The following is a 17,177-nucleotide window of genomic DNA, read 5'->3' as shown; positions in this document are numbered from 1 at the left end:
GTCCCGAATACGCGAGCGGCCCCGCACGAGTAACGTGCGGGGCCGCTCGGCAGGAGCTGGGAAAGACCTACTTCTCGGCTGCCTGCTCTTCGTCCTGCTCGGTGGCCGGCGCAGCGCCGTCCTCCTCGACCGGGATCAGCGAGATCTTGCCGCGGTTGTCGATGTCGGCGATCTCGACCCTCAACTTGGAGCCGACGCTCACGACGTCCTCGACCTTGGCAATGCGCTTGCCGGAGCCCAGCTTCGAGATGTGCACCAGCCCGTCGCGGCCGGGGAGAAGCGACACGAACGCACCGAAGGCGGTGGTCTTGACGACCGTGCCCAGGAAGCGCTCGCCGACCTTCGGCAGCTGCGGGTTGGCGATGGCGTTGATCATGTCGATCGCGGCCTGCGCGGACGGGCCGTCCGTCGCACCGACGAACACGGTGCCGTCATCTTCGATGGAGATGTTGGCGCCGGTCTGCTCGGTGATCGAGTTGATCATCTTGCCCTTGGGGCCGATGACCTCGCCGATCTTGTCGACGGGCACCTTGATGGCCGTCACCCGCGGAGCGAACGGGCTCATTTCGTCCGGAGTATCGATGGCCTCGGCCATGACGTCGAGGATCGTCGCACGCGCATCCTTGGCCTGCGACAACGCGCCGGCGAGGACCTTCGACGGGATGCCGTCGAGCTTCGTGTCGAGCTGGAGGGCCGTCACGAAGTCCTTGGTGCCCGCGACCTTGAAGTCCATGTCACCGAAAGCGTCTTCGGCACCGAGGATGTCGGTGAGGGCCACGTAGCGGGTCTCCCCGTCGACCTGGTCGGACACCAGACCCATGGCGATACCGGCAACCGGAGCCTTCAGCGGCACACCGGCGTTGAGCAGCGCGAGCGTCGACGCACACACCGAACCCATCGAGGTGGAACCGTTGGAGCTGAGAGCCTCCGACACCTGACGGATGGCGTAGGGGAACTCCTCGACGCTCGGCAGTACAGGCATGAGTGCCCGCTCGGCCAGCGCGCCGTGTCCGATCTCGCGGCGCTTCGGCGAACCGACACGACCGGTCTCTCCGGTGGAGTACGGCGGGAAGTTGTAGTGGTGCATGTACCGCTTGGTGGTCTCGGGCCCGAGGCTGTCGACCTGCTGCGCCATCTTCACCATGTCGAGGGTGGTGACGCCCAGGATCTGGGTTTCGCCACGCTCGAACAGCGCGGAACCGTGTGCCCGCGGCACGAGGGCAACCTCGGCGGAGAGCGAACGGATGTCCGTGATTCCACGACCGTCGATGCGGAACTGGTCGCGCAAGATGCGCTGACGTACCAGCTTCTTGGTCAGCGAACGGAACGCTGCGCCGAGTTCCTTCTCGCGTCCCTCGAACTTGGGTGCAACCTGCTCGAGCACCTCGACCTTGACCTCGTCGGTCTTGTCGTCGCGCTCCTGCTTGCCGGCAATGGTGAGTGCGGCACTCAGCTTCTCGGCGGCGGCCTCTTCGACCGCGGCGAACACGTCGTCCTGGTACGCCGGGAAGACGGGGAACTCGCCGGTGGGCTTCGACGCCTTCGCCGCGAGCTGCTGCTGAGCGGTGCACAGCCGCGCGATGAACGGCTTGGCCGCCTCGAGGCCCTCGGCCACGATCGCCTCGGTCGGTGCCTGAGCGCCGTCCGCGATCAAGGAGATCACGTTGTCGGTGGCCTCGGCCTCGACCATCATGATCGCGACGTCGGCGTCGTCACCGGAACCGGAGACGATGCGGCCGGCAACGACCATGTCGAAGACTGCGTTCTCGAGCTGCTCGACCGTCGGGAATGCCACCCACTGGCCGGCCTTGTTCTCCGCCGAGGTGATGAGCGCTACACGCACACCACCGACAGGACCGGAGAACGGCAGGCCGGCGATCTGGGTGGACGCCGACGCCGCGTTGATGGCGACCACGTCGTAGAGGTCCTGCGGGTTGAGGCTCATCACCGTGACGACGACCTGGATCTCGTTACGCAGGCCGTCGACGAACGACGGGCGCAACGGACGGTCGATCAGGCGGCAGGTGAGGATGGCGTCGGTGGAGGGACGGCCCTCACGGCGGAAGAACGAGCCGGGAATGCGACCGGCCGCGTACATCCGCTCCTCGACGTCCACCGTCAGGGGGAAGAAGTCGAAGTGCTCTTTGGGGTGCTTGCTGGCGCTGGTGGCCGACAGCAACATGGTCTCGTCGTCGAGGTAGGCGACGACGGCGCCGGCGGCCTGCTGAGCGAGGCGGCCGGTCTCGAATCGAATGGTGCGGGTGCCGAAGGACCCGTTGTCGATCACGGCGGTGGATTCGAACACGCCCTCATCGATCTCTACTGCGGAGTTCTCTGTCATCTCTTCTTTTCACTTCCCTCTCGTCTTCGCCGTACCCGCGCGGGCGTTCTCACCCTCCTGGCGAGAACTGCGCACCTGAGGGACATCCCCCTCTCGAGATCTCGGGATGTCGCTGTGCGGAGGCGGCCGTCGATCGAAGTCCCCCGGACCGTGTCCGGACGACCACTACCGAAGACCGACACCACATTCTCGGGTGCATACGGTAGTGCTGCCCTACGGCAGCGAACGCCGATAGCCAGCGAGGCCCAGTCTAAGCAAGGCCACGCCGGCTACCGGAGTGATTGGCGATCGAATGATCGCCGTGCCACGAAACTCAGCGACGCAGGCCGAGACGCTCGATCAGCGAGCGGTAACGCTCGATGTCGACCTTCTGGACATACTTGAGCAGACGACGACGGCGTCCGACCAGCAGCAACAGGCCGCGGCGGGAGTGGTGGTCGTGCTTGTGCGTCTTGAGGTGTTCGGTGAGATCGACGATGCGCTTGGTGAGCATGGCCACCTGCGCCTCCGGCGAACCGGTGTCGGTCTCGTGCAGGCCGTACTCGCCCAGAACCTGCTTTTTCTGTTCGGTGGTCAATGCCACTGTTTTCACTCCTGGTAATGACGTTCGCGTGAAAGGATCGATATTCGACGCGGCCACCGCGAACCGCAGCGCACGCCAGCGGACTACTTTACCAGCTGAAATGCGGCTCGATTACGTTGCGCCGTCCGAGGCGGACAGGATCTCGCGTGACCGCTCCGCGTCGCGCCCCATCGCGACGATCAAATCGTCGACAGAGTCGAATTTTTCCATCCCTCGCAACCGCTCGACCAGATCGACAGCGACGTGCTGGCCGTAGAGGTCGGCCTCACGATCGAGAACGAAGGCCTCCACTGTACGGGTGCGGCCCGAGAACGTGGGGTTGGTGCCGACCGACACGGCCGCCATGTAGCGCTCCCCCGAGGTGACCGTACCCAGATCGACGCCGTGCCCGAGCACGGTGAACCAAGCCGCGTAAACCCCGTCCGCGGGGATGGCCGCGTACATCGGAGGCGCGACATTGGCCGTCGGATAACCGAGCTGACGCCCGCGACCGTCCCCGTGGACGACTACCCCCTCTACCCGGTGGGGCCTGCCCAGGGCCTCCGTCGCGGCGGCCATGTCGCCTGCGTCCACGCACGAACGGATGTAAGTGGAGGAGAAGGTGACGGCGTGCTCGGCGAGCAGCGTGACGCCGTCGACCGCGAACCCGAACCGGTCGCCGATCTGACGGAGCAGGTCGACGTTGCCGGCGGCCTTCTTGCCGAAGGTGAAGTTCTCACCGACGACGACCTCGGCCACGTGCAGACGCTCCACGAGAATTTCGTGGGCATACCGCTCCGGCGTCAGCTTCATGAATTCGGCGGTGAACGGCATGACGCAGAACACGTCGATCCCGAGGTCCTCCGCGAGTTCGGCGCGGCGGGCCAGCGTCGTCAACTGGGCGGGATGACTGCCCGGGCGAACCACTTCCATGGGATGTGGGTCGAAAGTCATGAGCACGCTGGGTATTCCACGCTTGCGTGCAGCCGACACCGCCCGGCTGATCAGTTGGGCGTGACCTCGGTGCACGCCATCGAATACGCCGATCGTGAGTACACAACGACCCCAGTCGGCAGGAACCTCGTCGAGACCACGCCATCTCAGCACGACTGGCAGCCTACGGTGCGGCGCGCCGATGTTCATCTCCGGACCGGCCGGTCCCCCGGGATCGTGTAGGCGGACGTGCCGTCACCTCGCCGTTCTTCCCCCGCGAGTGCCCCTTCGAGGTGTGTCGATGTGTCTGTCCGGTAAGACTTGCCTAAGCTCGGGGCGTGGCCGGAAACAAGAATGACCAGATCGCGACCGAGGACACGGCATCGGAGACCGGCTCCTTGTCGGCTGTGGCGCAGGACTACCTCAAGGTCATCTGGACCACCGGGGAGTGGTCGCAGGAGCGGGTGTCCACCAAGTTGTTGTCCGAGAAGATCGGCGTGTCGGCGTCCACCGTGTCGGAGGCCATCAGGAAGCTGTCCGATCAGGGGCTGGTCGATCACGCCCGCTACGGTTCCATCGCACTCACCGAGGCGGGCAGGGTGGCCGCCATCGGAATGGTCCGTCGCCACCGGCTCATCGAAACGTATCTGGTGCGCGAACTGGGGTACGGCTGGGACGAGGTACACGACGAAGCGGAAATACTCGAGCACGCCGTGTCCGATCTCATGATCAACCGGATGGACGCCAAGCTGGGACACCCGGAGCGGGATCCCCACGGTGACCCCATCCCCTCGGTCGACGGTTCGGTTCCGACACCCCCGGCCCGCCAGCTGAGTCACTTCGCGAACGGCGAAAGCGGCCGGATCGCACGGATCTCCGACTCGGACCCGGCCATGCTGCGCTATTTCGATTCGGTCGGCGTGGCACTGGACGTCGAAGTGACGGTGCTCGAGCGACGCGACTACGCGGGGACGGTGTCGGTCCGGCTCGACGCCGGTCCGGACTCCGTCGAACTGGGCAACCCGGCGGCCCAGGCCATCTGGCTGGTGTGAGCTATCTCAGCGTCGCCGGACGAACCACCATCACCGAACTGGCACGCTTGCCGCGCTCCTGCAGCAGTGCGATGGTGGAGCCGCCCGGGTCGATGGCGGCGTACACACCCTTGATTCCGACCGGCTCGAGCCACCGGCCCTGACTGATCGACTCGGCCTCCGCAGCATCGACGAGTCGATGCGGGAACGCAGTCTGCGCTGCCGCGTCGATGTCGAGGCTGACCGCCGGCTCCTCGGCCAACTGTTCGAGGGTGCGGGCATGGTCCAGTTTGAAGGGCCCGACTCGCGTTCGCCGCAACCTTGTCAGGTGACCGCCCACCCCGAGCGCGGCGCCGAGATCGCGGGCGAGAGAACGAATGTAGGTGCCGGACGAACATTCCACCTCGACATCCAGATCGACGAACGTGCCCTCGTCGCGTCGCGCGACCACGTCGAAGCGGGAAACCGTCACCGAGCGCGCCGCCAGTTCCACTTCCTCGCCCGCACGAATCCGGGCATGGGCGCGTTGCCCGTCGACCTTGATGGCGCTGACGCTCGCAGGAACTTGCGAAATCTCGCCCGTGAGGAGCGCCACGTGCGCGGCGATCTCCTCGTCTCGCACAGCAGAAGCATCGGCCGACGCCAGAGTCTCGCCCTCGGCGTCGTCGGTGGCGGTCGACTGCCCCAACCGAATAGTCGCGGTGTACGCCTTCGTGGTCAACGCCAGAAGCCCGAGCATCTTCGTCGCACGCTCCACGCCGAGGACGAGGACGCCCGTCGCCATGGGATCCAAAGTGCCCGCATGCCCGACCTTCCGGGTACCGAGGAGTTTGCGGCACCGCGCCACGACATCGTGGCTGGTGATCCCGGCGTCTTTGTCGACGATGAGCAGACCGGCACCGACGAGACCGGACGAAGGCTTTTCACGCGCAGGCACGTGTTCCGATTCTGCCAGCCGGGCAATCGGCACTCTCACTGCACCGCAATTGTTGTGATGATGAGGCCGTCCGACACCATCCAGCGTCCGTCGAACGACGCCAGCGGCGGCCCATCGAGGGTCTCCCCCGAGATGAGCAGATTTGAATGAAAGGTGCCCGTGCCGCCGTCCGCGGCCTCGAAGGTGATGTGTGCGTCCTCGAAACCCAGCCATCTCCCGGTGAGGGGGAACCATGCCTTGTACGTCGCCTCCTTGGCACAGAACAGCAGCCGGTCCCAGTGCACCGAGTCGTCAGTCCCCGACAGCCACTTCCGTTCCACCTCGAGGCTCACCGCGTCGAGCACACCCTCGGGCAGAGCCTCGTGCGGCTCGGCGTCGATTCCGACGGACCGCACCTGCATCGCATACCCGAGCACGGCGCCGCGGTAGCCGTCACAGTGCGTCAGACTTCCGACGACGCCGCGAGGCCACACCGGCGAGCCTTTCTCTCCCCGGAGAATCGGGGCAGGGTCCACACCCAGCTTCGCCATGGCCAGTCGCGCGCAGTGCCGGGCGCTGGTGAATTCGCGGCGACGTTTCTCCACCGCCCGCCCGATCAGCGCCTCCTCCTGCGGATGCGGACGCAAACCCGGCGGGTCTTCGAAGAGCTCGGCAGACGCCACACCGGAGGGCAGGATCCTCTCGATCACAAAGTCCCCCTCGCCCGCATCTTCTCCACTTCCGCCTCCTGCTCGGGAGTCACCTTGAAGTGACCGCCCCACTTGTTGAGCGTCCCCGGCGGATACTCCGGCACCGGCATGATCTGGCGGAGCAGTTTCTCCGGAAGGCCACGCCGCTGCCACTCCCTCGGATATCCGAGAGAGACCTCTTCGAACCGCACGCCGTCGTAGTAGGTGGTACGCGGAATGTGCAAGTGCCCGTACACCGCACAGACAGCGTTGTACCGGGTATGCCAGTCCGCCGTCATCTCGGTGCCGCACCACAACGAGAACTCCGGGTACCACAGCACCTGGGTCGGCTCACGCACGAGGGGAAAGTGGTTGATCAGCACCGTCCGGGTGCCGGCGGGCAGCGCATCGAGGCGCTCCTTCGTCGTCTCCACGCGGTGACGGCACCACGCATCCCGGGTGCCGTACGGCTCGCTCGACAGCAGGAACTCGTCCGTCGCCACCACGTTCTTCTCCCGCGCGATCGCGAGGCCCTCCTCCTTGGAGGTGGCTCCGGCGGGCAGAAACGTGTAGTCGTAGAGAAGGAACATTGGAACCAGCGTGACCGGGCCGTCCTCTGCCTCCCACACCGGGAACGGATCCTCGGGAGTGATGACGTCGATCTCGCGGCACATCGTGACCAGGTAGTCGTAGCGCGCGACGCCATGCATCTGGACCGGATCCTTGGCCGTCGTCCACAGCTCGTGATTGCCGGGCACCCAGATGACCTTGGCGAACCTGCTCCGAAGCAGCTTCAGGGCCCAGCGAATGTCGTCGGTCTTCTCGGAGACGTCACCCGCGACGATCAGCCAGTCGTCCGGAGAATCCGGGTAGATCTCCTCGGTGATCGGGCGATTTCCCCGGTGTCCGACATGGGTGTCGCTCACGGCCATCAACTTGGCTGCCACGTCCACTCCCCTTCCCGATCGCGTTTCCTTGTCGATCGCTCGTTGCACCGGTTCGCGTTTCCGTCCGCGTCAGGCCTCGGGGTGCCGGGTTTGAAGGTCTGCACCGGTCACCGCCCAGCGGCCGGTGCCGACGCGCCAGACGACCGCGAGCATCCGAAGCACTATGAACACGGTCAACCCCGTCCAGATTCCCGCCAGACCCCAGTCGCGGAGCATCGACAGCCAGATCAAGGGCAGGAAGCCGACCAACGCGCAGGCCAGGGTGGCATTCCGGAGAAACACGACATCTCCCGCCCCGAGGAGCACACCGTCGAGAGCGAAGACCACTCCGGCCACGGGAATGATGGCAACGAAGAACCACCACACCACCGCCATGTCGTCCAGCACCGCAGTATCGGAGGTGAACAGGCCGGGTACGACACTGTGACCGAGGGCGAACATGAGCGCCAACGCCGACGCGAAGAGCGTGGACCACCGCGTGATACGCCACGACAGGCGGGTGGCCCCGCGGGCGTGCCCCGCGCCCAGTGCGGCACCCACCAAGGCCTGTGCGGCGATCGCGAGGGAATCCAGGGTGAGTGCGACCAGATTCCACAACTGCAGGACCACCTGATGTGCGGCGACAGCTGCGGCCCCGAACCGTGATGCGACTGCGGCTGCCGAGAGGAAACACGCCTGGAACGCCAGACTCCGGAGGATCAGGTCCCGGCCGAGGATCATCTGAGCCCGCATCACGCCCCACTGCGGACGCAGCGGCACTCGTTCGAATACCAGCGCACCGACGAAGAGACTGGCCGACACGGCCTGGCCGATCACATTCGCCACGGCCGAACCCTCGAGTCCGAGGAGCGGGGCGCCCCACAGTCCGTGTACGAGCAGCGGACACGTGATCGCCGACACGACGAGGCCCGCGATCACGAACCGTAAGGGCCGCACGGTGTTCTGCATGCCGCGCATCCAGCCATTGCCGGCCATCGCGATCAGGATCAACGGGGCGCCGAACACGGCGATGCGCAACCAACTCGCCGCCGCGTGCGCGATGTCGGAGCCGCCGGCGATCGCCGAAGTCACGGGACCGGCCAGCAGATGAACGAGCGCGACCACCGTCACGCCGATGATGAGCGCAAGCCACGTCGCCTGCACCCCCTCGCGGACGGCACCACGCTCGTCCCCGGCACCGTGCATCCGCGAAGCCCGGGCCGTGGTCCCGTAGGACAGAAACGTCAGCTGGGTGCTGACCTGCGCCAGGATCAGTCCGCCGACCGCAAGACCCGCGAGTGCCAGCGCACCGAGCCGTCCGACGACAGCGATGTCGAACAGCAGATAGATCGGTTCCGCGGCAAGCACCCCCAGCGCCGGGAGCGCAAGACCGAACACCGTGCGCGCAGCTACATCGCCCGAAACCTTCGTCCCAGCCGTTACATCGCCCGTGCTCTCCGAGACTTCCGCCAACTGACCCGAACCTCAGCCGAGCGACTCGACGAGTGACGCCACGATTTCGTCGACGGAGGTGACTGCGGTGTACCCGGCCGCGAACCGGTGTCCGCCGCCGCCGAGGTATCCGGCGACGAGCGAGACGTCCACGTCGGACTTGGAGCGCAGCGAGACCGACCAGGTGCCGTCTGCGGCCTCCTTCAGGACCGCGGCGACCTCGGCCTCCGATGTGGTGCGGACGATGTCGATGACGCTTTCGATTTCTTCGGAGCGCAGACCCCGCACATCGGCCTGTCGGATGACGGCATAGACCAGACCACGGCCGCCTGCGGCGCCGGGAACGAATGTGGCTGATCCCAGCACCGTGGACAGCATCGGCAGCCAGCCGAAGGGATGGGTGTCGAGCAGTCGCCGGGCGATCCGGGCACCGTCTATACCGGTCGCGAGTAGCCGCTCGGCGAGGGTGTGGGTCCCGGGCTGGACCCAGCGGAACGAACCGGTGTCGGTCACGAGGCCGGCGTAGAGGCAGTGCGCGAGGTCGGCGTCGATCTCCACGCCCCACAGGTCGAACATCTGAGCCAGGACCGCAGTGGTCGATTCCGCCGACTCGTCCACCAGGTTCATCCGCCCGAACCTGGTGTTGGACCGATGGTGGTCGATGACGAGCGTCTCCGCCGCATCATGGAGGCGGCCCGCGAGCGTGCCGAGCCGCCCAGCGCTGCCGCAGTCGACGGTGACCAGCAGATCGACGTTTCGATGCACCTGATCCGCCGGCACCAGCAGGTGGGTGCCGGGCAGTTCGCGCATCGACTCGGGCAGTTCATCCGGAGCAGCGAACGCCACCTGCACCGGGATACCTTTACGCTCGAGTACCAAACCGAGCGCAAGGCCGCTGCCGATGGTGTCGGCATCGGGCTGAACGTGACACAGAACCGTCACCGACGTCGCGTTCTCGAGGACGGCGACCGCCTGCGGCAGATACACCTCATGGCGATCGAGATCAGACAGGGACGTCTCCTGAGTGTGGGTCATGTCGTCGGCGTCAGTCCGCCTGGCGGGAACCGGACGGCTCGTCGACATCCACGTCGTCCGAATCCTCGGTTCGTGGCTCCTTGTACGGGTCCGGGTCTCCGGCCGGGGACGCCGCGGCAGCGACACGGGCGACCTCGTCGTCCGCGGCACGAGCGCGGGCGAGGAGTTCTTCCATATGACGGGCAGTGTCCGGCACGGTGTCCGCGACGAACGTGAGCGTCGGCGTGAATCTCACGCCGGTGCCGGCACCGACCTTGGAGCGCAGAACACCCTTGGCCTTCTCCAGGCCTGCGGCCGCAGCAGCAAGATCAGGTTCCGACTCGAGGTCGGCGCCCATCACGGTGTAGTACACGGTCGCGTCGTGGAGGTCGGCCGTCACCTTGGTGTCGGTGATGGTCACGAACGCCAGGCGGGGGTCCTTGATTTCGTGATCGATTGCCGTCGCAACAATGGTGCCGATGCGCTTGGCGAGCTTGCGTGCCCGGGCGGGATCCACCATGACAATCAGACTCCTCTCCCTGGCCGCTCGATAAGTTTGTGGTCCTGCTTTTGCTCTGTCTTTCTCATTCTGCACGCCGGGGCGTCGTGACGACCCGCCGGGCAGGGCATACCGAGTCAGTCCTCGGGCCCGAAGATTCTCCGCCGCACGGCGAGTAGTTGCAGCTCCGGCAGATCTGCAACATGCCGCTCGCAGGTGTCGAGCACTTCGTGTACGTGATCGACGGCCGAGCTCGCCATGGTGACGCCCAGCATCGACCGGCGGTACCGATCTTGTTCGCCGGTTTCCGCGGCGGACACACCGTAGCGACGCAGCTCCGCGAGAACCGGTTTGACCATTGCACGCTTCTCTTTCAGAGATCGCACGTCACCGAGCAAGATGTCGAGCTCGAGCGCACCGACGTACAACTTTCCTCCTTCGGGGAGACGTGCGCTTCTCCGGCCGAACCAGTCGGCCGGAGAAGCGCACGCCGGATAACGCTGCTACGTCACCCCACTCGAAAAGGGAGATCAGTCACGCGGCTTTTCCCGAAGCTCGTAGGCCTCGATGACGTCACCGACCTTGATGTCGGTGTAGGTGACCGTCAAACCGCACTCGTAACCCTCGCGTACCTCGACGACGTCGTCCTTCTCCCGCTTCAGCGAAGAGATGGTGACGGTCTCGGCGACAACCGTGTTGTCACGCAGCAGCCGGGCCTTTGCATTGCGACGGATGCTACCCGAGGTGACGAGGCAACCGGCAATGTTGCCGACCTTGGACGAGCGGAACATCGCGCGGATCTCCGCCTTGCCCAGCTCGACCTCTTCGTAGATCGGCTTGAGCATGCCCTTGAGGGCCTTCTCGACCTCGTCGATTGCCTGGTAGATCACCGAGTAGTACCGGATGTCGACGCCCTCGCGGTTCGCCAACTCGGTCGCCTTGCCCTCGGCGCGGACGTTGAACCCGATGATGATCGCGTTCGACGCAGCGGCCAGGTTGACGTTCGTCTCGGTGACGCCACCGACACCACGGTCGATGACGCGCAACTGCACCTCGTCGTCGATCTGGATGCCGTGCAGCGCCTCCTCGAGGGCCTCCACGGTTCCGGAGTTGTCACCCTTGAGGATGAGGTTGAGCTGCGACGTCTCCTTGAGGGCCGAATCGAGGTCCTCGAGGCTGATCCGCTTGCGGCTCTTCGCGGCCAGAGCGTTGCGCTTACGCGCATTGCGCCGGTCGGCGATCTGACGGGCGATGCGATCCTCGTCGACCACGAGCAGGTTGTCACCTGCACCGGGGACCGACGTGAAACCGACCACCTGCACGGGACGTGAGGGCATTGCCTCGAGTACGTCCTCGCCGTGCTCGTCGACCATCCGGCGCACACGGCCGTAGGCGTCGCCGGCGACGATCGAGTCACCGACCCGCAACGTTCCACGCTGGATGAGCACGGTCGCGACGGGTCCGCGTCCACGGTCGAGGTGCGCCTCGATGGCGACACCCTGTGCGTCCATATCCGGGTTGGCCCGCAGGTCGAGGGCAGCGTCCGCCGTCAACAGCACGGCGTCGAGCAGTGCATCGATGTTGGTGCCCTGCTTCGCCGAGATGTCGACGAACATGGTGTCTCCGCCGTACTCCTCGGCCACCAGCCCGTACTCGGTGAGCTGCTGCCGGATCTTGTCCGGGTTCGCGCCTTCCTTGTCGATCTTGTTCACCGCGACCACGATCGGCACGTCGGCCGCCTGGGCGTGGTTGATCGCTTCCACCGTCTGCGGCATGACGCCGTCGTCGGCGGCGACGACCAGGATCGCGAGGTCGGTGGCCTTGGCACCACGAGCACGCATGGCCGTGAAGGCCTCGTGACCGGGGGTGTCGATGAACGTCACGAGACGCTCGTTGCCGTCGAGCTCGGTGAGCACCTGGTAGGCACCGATGTGCTGCGTGATACCGCCGGCCTCGCCCTCACGGACATTGGCCTTACGGATCGTGTCGAGCAGGCGGGTCTTACCGTGGTCGACGTGGCCCATGACGGTGACCACCGGCGGACGGGACATGAGATCCTCTTCGCCGCCCTCGTCTTCACCGTAGGTGAGGTCGAAGCTGTCGAGCAGCTCACGATCCTCGTCCTCCGGGCTGACGACCTGGACGACGTAGTTCATCTCGCCGCCGAGCAGCTCGAGGGTCTCGTCGTTGACGGACTGGGTAGCCGTCACCATCTCACCGAGGTTGAACAGTGCCTGCACGAGGGCAGCCGGGTTCGCGTCGATCTTCTCCGCGAAGTCCGAAAGCGAAGCACCGCGAGCGAGGCGAATGGTCTCGCCGTTGCCACGCGGCAACCGCACGCCACCGACGGCGGGCGCCTGCATGGAGTCGTATTCCTGGCGCTTCTGACGCTTGGACTTGCGACCACGACGCGGGGCGCCACCGGGGCGACCGAACGCGCCCGCTGCTGCACCGCGCTGACCGGGGCGTCCACCGCCACCGGGACGGCCGCGGAAACCACCTGCGGGTGCGCCGCCACCGGGAGCACCGGCACCGGCACCGGCACCGGGGGCACCGCCACCGCGGTAGCCACCGCCGCCGCCTGCACCGCCGGGACGCCCACCGGGAGCGCCGCCGGGACGGCCGGGACGGCCACCACCGGGTGCGGGACGAGCCGAGCGTGCCGGCATCGCGCCGGGGTTCGGACGAGGAGGCATCGAACCGGGACTCGGACGAGGTCCACCCTGACCCGGAGCCGGACGAGGTCCACCCTGACCCGGAGCCGGACGAGGACCGCCCTGACCCGGAGCCGGACGAGGTCCACCCTGACCCGGAGCCGGACGAGGACCGCCCTGACCCGGAGCCGGACGAGGACCGCCCTGACCCGGAGCGGGTCGAGGAGCACCGGGACGCGGTGCGCCGGGAGCCGGACGCGGCGCCGGGCGCTCGGCCGGAGCCGACGAGTACGGGTTGTTACCGACACGCGGAGGCTTGGGGCCCGGTCGCGGCCCACCCGGCTTTGCGCCGGTGGACGGAGCCGCGGACGCACTGGCGGCCGGAGCCGACGGCGCAGCGGGTGCCGGCGCGGCCGGAGCCGGGCGACCCGGCTTCGGTGCACTGCTCGTAGGTGCACTGCTGGTAGGAGCTGCCGGAGCCGCTGCTGCGGGCGCTGCCGGAGCCTGCGCCGCGGGCGTGGCTGCGGGAGCTGATGCAGCCGGCGCCGCCGGTGCGGGTGCTGCCGGAGCCGGGGCTGCCGGCTTGGGGCCGGGACGGGGTCCGCCCGGCTTGGCCGACGTCGTCGACGGTGCGCTCGGCGCCGGCGCGCCGGGCTTTGCCGCCGGGCGTGCCGCTGAATCGGGCGACGAAGACTTCGGGAACGACTCCCGCAGACGTCGGGCAACGGGCGCCTCCACTGTGGAGGACGCCGACTTCACGAACTCGCCCTGCTCCTTGAGCGTTGCGAGTAGTTCTTTACTTGTGACACCGAGTTCTTTAGCCAACTCGTGCACGCGGGCCTTGCCTGCCACTGCTCTCCTCACTGATGAGGTCGAGCAGGAGGCTCCCCTGAGAGGGGCCCGCACGACCTCGGGTTATCTCCGATGGACGATCATCGCTGGTGCTTCACGGTGTGCTCATGAGTGCTTGTGCCTGTTCTGTTCGAGAGGTACTGCTCTGCGTGTGCGTTCTGCTCGTACCCAATGTTCGATCTCTGACGTATCCACACTTCCGGCGACTCGCAGCGCTCTGCCGAAGGCTCGGCGTCGCTCTGCGAGACTCAGGCAAGCCTGATCGGGGTGCAGCCACGCACCTCGTCCGGGAAGCCTACGTCGTGGGTCGGGAACGAGTATATGGCCTTGCGGCCCACTCTCACTTACCACGACCCTGAGCAGATCGAGAGCCAGCGCGCGCTCTCGACATCCAATGCACGTCCGTACCGGCGAACCGGCACTGACGCGCGTGAAATCCGGGAGCTCATGCTGAACCATTGACCACTCTACCGCCGACTCGCCCCGATCTCCGCATTCCACGCTCAACGAGTGGTGGCGGCGGGTCCGTCGGCCGACTCCGGGGTGGGCGCCGCATCGCTGCGGATGTCGATCCGCCAACCGGTCAGGCGCGCAGCAAGACGGGCATTCTGCCCTTCCTTGCCGATCGCGAGGGACAGCTGGAAGTCGGGGACGACGACTCGCGCCGCGCGCGCATCCGGATCCACCACTGTGACGGAGACCACTTTCGACGGCGACAACGCGTTGCCGACGAACCGGGCGGGATCCTCGTCGAAGTCGATGATGTCGATCTTCTCGCCGGCGAGTTCACTCATCACGTTCCGCACGCGCTGGCCCATCGGGCCGATGCACGCCCCCTTCGCGTTGAGTCCGGAGACGCGCGACGCGACGGCGATCTTCGACCGGTGGCCCGCTTCCCGCGCCACGGCGATGATCTCCACCGACCCGTCCGCGATCTCCGGAACCTCGAGCGCGAACAACTTCCGGACGAGATTCGGGTGTGTCCGGGAAAGGGTGATCTGTGGTCCGCGCTGCCCCCGCGACACTCCCACGACGTAGCACTTGAGACGCTCGCCGTGCTCGTAGGTCTCGCCGGGAACCTGCTCGGCGGGCGGTATCAGCCCCTCGGCACCATTGGCCTCGCTGCCGATCCGCACGACGACCATGCCTCGGGAATTCGCCCGGGTGTCGCGCTGGATGACACCGCCGACGATCTCACCCTCGTGGGTGGAGTACTCACCGAAGCTCCGCTCGTGCTCGGCGTCACGCAGGCGCTGGAGGATGACCTGACGCGCGGTGGTCGCCGCGATGCGGCCGAAGCCCTCCGGGGTGTCGTCCCACTCCTCGCCGACCATGTTGCCGTCCGCGTCGACGTCGTGCGCCATCACGCGCACGATGCCGCTTTTCGTATCGACGTCGATCCGCGCATGATTCTTGTGGCCCTCGGTGTGCCGATAGGCCGTCAGCAGCGCCGTCTGGATCGTCGAGATGACGGTTTCGATCGAAATGCCTTTGTCAGCCTCGATGGCGCGCAACGCCGCAATGTCGATATTCACTTGTCCAACTCCTCTACTACTTCTTCCTCTTCCGATATATCGGAGTCGGACGGCGACACCCGACCCTCGGGTATTCCACCTGCGAGCTCCAACTCTCGCGGGTCAGGCTTCGAAAACTCCACCTGCACAATGGCTTTCTCGATGTCCGACACGGACACTCGGCGAACCTCCGGCCCGGAGCGCGACCCGATCACCACCTCGACTACGTCGTCGTCCCACCGACCGATACGGCCCACGACGGTCTCGTTCGGAAGGTCGATGCGCACCTTCCGGCCGCGTGCCCGGCGCCAGTGCCGCTCATGTGTGAGCGGCCGGTCGATACCGGGAGAGGTGACCTCGAGCATGTACGGAGTCTCCCCGAAGTCCGGAACCGAGTCGAAGACCTCCGAGATCATGTGACTCAGGCGCGCCACGGCATCGAGCTCGAGCCCGGCGTCGCTGTCCACCATGATCCGGACCGCGCTGTGCTTGCCCGCAAGGTTGACGGCAACGTCCTCCAAGTCGTAACCCTGGCTGTGCACCAGATCGGAGATGAGCTCCGTCACCCTCTCCTTGGATGGAACCGGCATCGGGAAAGCTCCTCGTTTCAGTTGTCGTTCGTCGGGCGGATCGTTCGTCGGGCGGGTCGTTCGTCGGAAGTCCGGTGCTGCAGCGTCACGTGCTGGGCGCACGCGGCACCGCTACCCGTTCCGACGGGTTCGGGCATCTAAGAGTAACGCCGATCGGAGGCTTCCGTGACCAGCACCGCTCGCCGATTCCCGGCTTCGCCACCCGACCTGGCACCATGGACCGGTGCTCACGCCCACCGCCTCCCGACCGCCGACGTTCGGCCCGGCCGTGTCCCGGCGCGCCGCTCTCCGGCTCGCAGCAGTCTCCGCCGTCGGTGCCACCGGTGTCGCTTTCCTGGCGGGGTGCACCGAGGACACGAACGACCAGGCAGAGGTCGATTCCCTCGTCGCCCAGTCGCAGCTGGCCCGACGTGATGCCGCAGGCGCTGCGGCCTCGATCGCACTGCACCCCGACCGCAGCGCCGCGCTCGACCTCGTCCGCGTCCAACGCACCGCGCACGCAGACGCGTTGGACGCCGAAATAGCCAGAGCTGCAGGAACTTATCCGGACGGAACGACGCCGACCACCTCGCCGTCCGCGTCCGCGGCACCGACCGCGCCGGCTCCCCCGCCGACATTGGATCAGCTACGCGCCGAACTCGCCGAGTCCCAGCGCAGTGCAGCTGATTCGGCGCGGACTCTGAGTGGCTACCGCGCCGGGCTGTCGGCGTCCATCAGCGCCGCGTGCGCCACCTACCTGGCGGTGGTGCTGTCGTGACCGCTCCTACCGAATCCGAGGGGCGGAGTCTCGCCGACGCACTCGCCGCCGAGCATGCCGCAGTATTCGCCTACGGGGTGGTCGCTGCATTCTCCAATCCGGTTCGTGCGGATCAGGTGGCTGCCGGCGCCGCGGGCCACCGTGCACGCCGCGACGCCCTGATCGACACGTTGACGGCCGCAGAGTTGACGGCCCCGGCCGCCGAGGCGGGTTACACCCTGCCGTTCCCGGTCACCGACCCTGTCTCGGCGGCCCAGCTCGCCGCACGAGTTGAAGCCGATACCGCCATCGCCTGGCGCGCTGTCGTCGAGCACGGCGAGACGGAGGACACGCGGTCGCTGGGGGTCGCCGCGCTGACGGAGTCGGCGATCCGCGAGGCGGGCTGGCGTCTCGCGCTCGGAACAGACCCCACGACAGCGGTCTTCCCCGGCCAACCGTAACCGCGCC

General features: G+C 66.8%; 17 protein-coding genes. 3 read left to right on the top strand and 14 right to left on the bottom strand.

Annotation, left to right across the window (positions count from 1 at the left end; translation table 11 throughout):
- Window positions 1–67: 67 nt before the first annotated feature.
- From ACH49N_RS01615 to ACH49N_RS01605, 3 genes are all read right to left on the bottom strand, one after another.
- Entirely contained in the window at window positions 68–2,341 is a 2,274-nt protein-coding gene (locus ACH49N_RS01615; protein WP_109330812.1) for a polyribonucleotide nucleotidyltransferase, read from the bottom strand.
- A gap of 313 nt (window positions 2,342–2,654) precedes the next feature.
- Window positions 2,655–2,924: a 30S ribosomal protein S15 gene (gene rpsO / locus ACH49N_RS01610; RefSeq protein ID WP_109330815.1), complete on the bottom strand. Its 270-nt coding sequence runs from the start codon at window positions 2,922–2,924 to the stop codon at window positions 2,655–2,657.
- Between the two features lie 111 nt (window positions 2,925–3,035).
- Window positions 3,036–4,010, bottom strand: coding sequence for a bifunctional riboflavin kinase/FAD synthetase (locus ACH49N_RS01605; RefSeq protein ID WP_201453467.1), 975 nt, complete (start codon window positions 4,008–4,010; stop codon window positions 3,036–3,038).
- Between the two features lie 164 nt (window positions 4,011–4,174).
- Between ACH49N_RS01605 and ACH49N_RS01600 the strand changes: the two genes are divergently transcribed.
- Window positions 4,175–4,888 carry a metal-dependent transcriptional regulator gene (locus tag ACH49N_RS01600; RefSeq protein WP_109330819.1) on the top strand — a complete coding sequence of 238 codons (714 nt, stop codon included), beginning with the start codon at window positions 4,175–4,177 and terminating at the stop codon, window positions 4,886–4,888.
- A 1-nt stretch (window position 4,889) separates the two neighbouring features.
- On the opposite strand, the gene truB is transcribed toward ACH49N_RS01600, so the two are convergent.
- The 11 genes from truB to rimP form a co-directional block, all read right to left on the bottom strand.
- On the bottom strand, window positions 4,890–5,804 hold the full coding sequence (gene truB, locus ACH49N_RS01595; protein WP_358270451.1) for a tRNA pseudouridine(55) synthase TruB: 915 nt from the start codon (window positions 5,802–5,804) through the stop codon (window positions 4,890–4,892).
- Between the two features lie 35 nt (window positions 5,805–5,839).
- Window positions 5,840–6,493, bottom strand: a complete 654-nt coding sequence (npt, locus tag ACH49N_RS01590; RefSeq protein ID WP_250764143.1) for a 4'-phosphopantetheinyl transferase Npt — start codon at window positions 6,491–6,493, stop codon at window positions 5,840–5,842.
- Window positions 6,490–7,419, bottom strand: a complete 930-nt coding sequence (locus tag ACH49N_RS01585; protein WP_358270453.1) for a metallophosphoesterase — start codon at window positions 7,417–7,419, stop codon at window positions 6,490–6,492. Before ACH49N_RS01585 ends, npt begins: the two co-directional genes overlap by 4 nt.
- Window positions 7,420–7,488: 69 nt before the next feature.
- Window positions 7,489–8,871 (bottom strand): MATE family efflux transporter, encoded by a 1,383-nt coding sequence (locus ACH49N_RS01580; protein ID WP_397504358.1) that lies wholly within the window; start codon window positions 8,869–8,871, stop codon window positions 7,489–7,491.
- A 12-nt stretch (window positions 8,872–8,883) separates the two neighbouring features.
- Window positions 8,884–9,885 (bottom strand): bifunctional oligoribonuclease/PAP phosphatase NrnA, encoded by a 1,002-nt coding sequence (locus ACH49N_RS01575; protein WP_317746542.1) that lies wholly within the window; start codon window positions 9,883–9,885, stop codon window positions 8,884–8,886.
- Between the two features lie 10 nt (window positions 9,886–9,895).
- The gene (gene rbfA, locus ACH49N_RS01570; protein ID WP_109330825.1) at window positions 9,896–10,384 is read right to left on the bottom strand and encodes a 30S ribosome-binding factor RbfA; all 489 of its coding nucleotides are present in this window, start codon (window positions 10,382–10,384) and stop codon (window positions 9,896–9,898) included.
- Window positions 10,385–10,500: 116 nt separating this feature from the next.
- A complete protein-coding gene (locus ACH49N_RS01565; RefSeq protein ID WP_109330827.1) occupies window positions 10,501–10,791 on the bottom strand; it encodes a DUF503 domain-containing protein in 291 nt (96 codons plus the stop codon).
- Window positions 10,792–10,893: 102 nt separating this feature from the next.
- Entirely contained in the window at window positions 10,894–13,869 is a 2,976-nt protein-coding gene (infB, locus tag ACH49N_RS01560; RefSeq protein WP_358270455.1) for a translation initiation factor IF-2, read from the bottom strand.
- 105 nt (window positions 13,870–13,974) lie between these two features.
- Complete coding sequence (locus tag ACH49N_RS01555) at window positions 13,975–14,328, bottom strand: YlxR family protein (RefSeq protein WP_358270457.1); 354 nt, start codon at window positions 14,326–14,328, stop codon at window positions 13,975–13,977.
- Window positions 14,329–14,372: 44 nt separating this feature from the next.
- Window positions 14,373–15,404 (bottom strand): transcription termination factor NusA, encoded by a 1,032-nt coding sequence (gene nusA / locus ACH49N_RS01550; protein WP_109330833.1) that lies wholly within the window; start codon window positions 15,402–15,404, stop codon window positions 14,373–14,375.
- Window positions 15,401–15,973, bottom strand: coding sequence for a ribosome maturation factor RimP (gene rimP / locus ACH49N_RS01545; RefSeq protein WP_358270459.1), 573 nt, complete (start codon window positions 15,971–15,973; stop codon window positions 15,401–15,403). Before rimP ends, nusA begins: the two co-directional genes overlap by 4 nt.
- Before the next feature lie 223 nt (window positions 15,974–16,196).
- Here rimP and ACH49N_RS01540 point away from each other — a divergent pair, with 223 nt between their 5' ends.
- Together ACH49N_RS01540 and ACH49N_RS01535 are read left to right on the top strand one after the other, a co-directional pair.
- A complete protein-coding gene (locus ACH49N_RS01540) occupies window positions 16,197–16,730 on the top strand; it encodes a hypothetical protein (protein ID WP_358270461.1) in 534 nt (177 codons plus the stop codon).
- Window positions 16,727–17,170 (top strand): ferritin-like domain-containing protein, encoded by a 444-nt coding sequence (locus ACH49N_RS01535; protein ID WP_358270463.1) that lies wholly within the window; start codon window positions 16,727–16,729, stop codon window positions 17,168–17,170. The genes ACH49N_RS01540 and ACH49N_RS01535 overlap by 4 nt, the downstream gene beginning before the upstream one ends.
- The last annotated feature ends 7 nt before the right edge of the window (window positions 17,171–17,177 follow it).

The sequence above is a fragment of the Rhodococcus sp. NPDC019647 genome, from assembly GCF_044389235.1.
Classification (GTDB): Bacteria; Actinomycetota; Actinomycetes; order Mycobacteriales; family Mycobacteriaceae; genus Rhodococcus_F; species Rhodococcus_F oxybenzonivorans.
The sequence above is the reverse complement of the archived record's forward strand: the minus strand, read 5'-3'. Positions and strand labels throughout refer to the sequence as shown.

Excerpts from the sequence above, each read along its gene's own strand:
- ACH49N_RS01615 (WP_109330812.1), bottom strand. The coding sequence starts at position 2,341 with ATGACAGAGAACTCCGCAGTAGAGATCGATGAGGGCGTGTTCGAATCC.
- ACH49N_RS01575 (WP_317746542.1), bottom strand. The coding sequence starts at position 9,885 with ATGACCCACACTCAGGAGACGTCCCTGTCTGATCTCGATCGCCATGAG.
- rbfA (WP_109330825.1), bottom strand. The coding sequence starts at position 10,384 with ATGGTGGATCCCGCCCGGGCACGCAAGCTCGCCAAGCGCATCGGCACC.
- ACH49N_RS01555 (WP_358270457.1), bottom strand. The coding sequence starts at position 14,328 with ATGGTTCAGCATGAGCTCCCGGATTTCACGCGCGTCAGTGCCGGTTCG.
- rimP (WP_358270459.1), bottom strand. The coding sequence starts at position 15,973 with ATGCCGGTTCCATCCAAGGAGAGGGTGACGGAGCTCATCTCCGATCTG.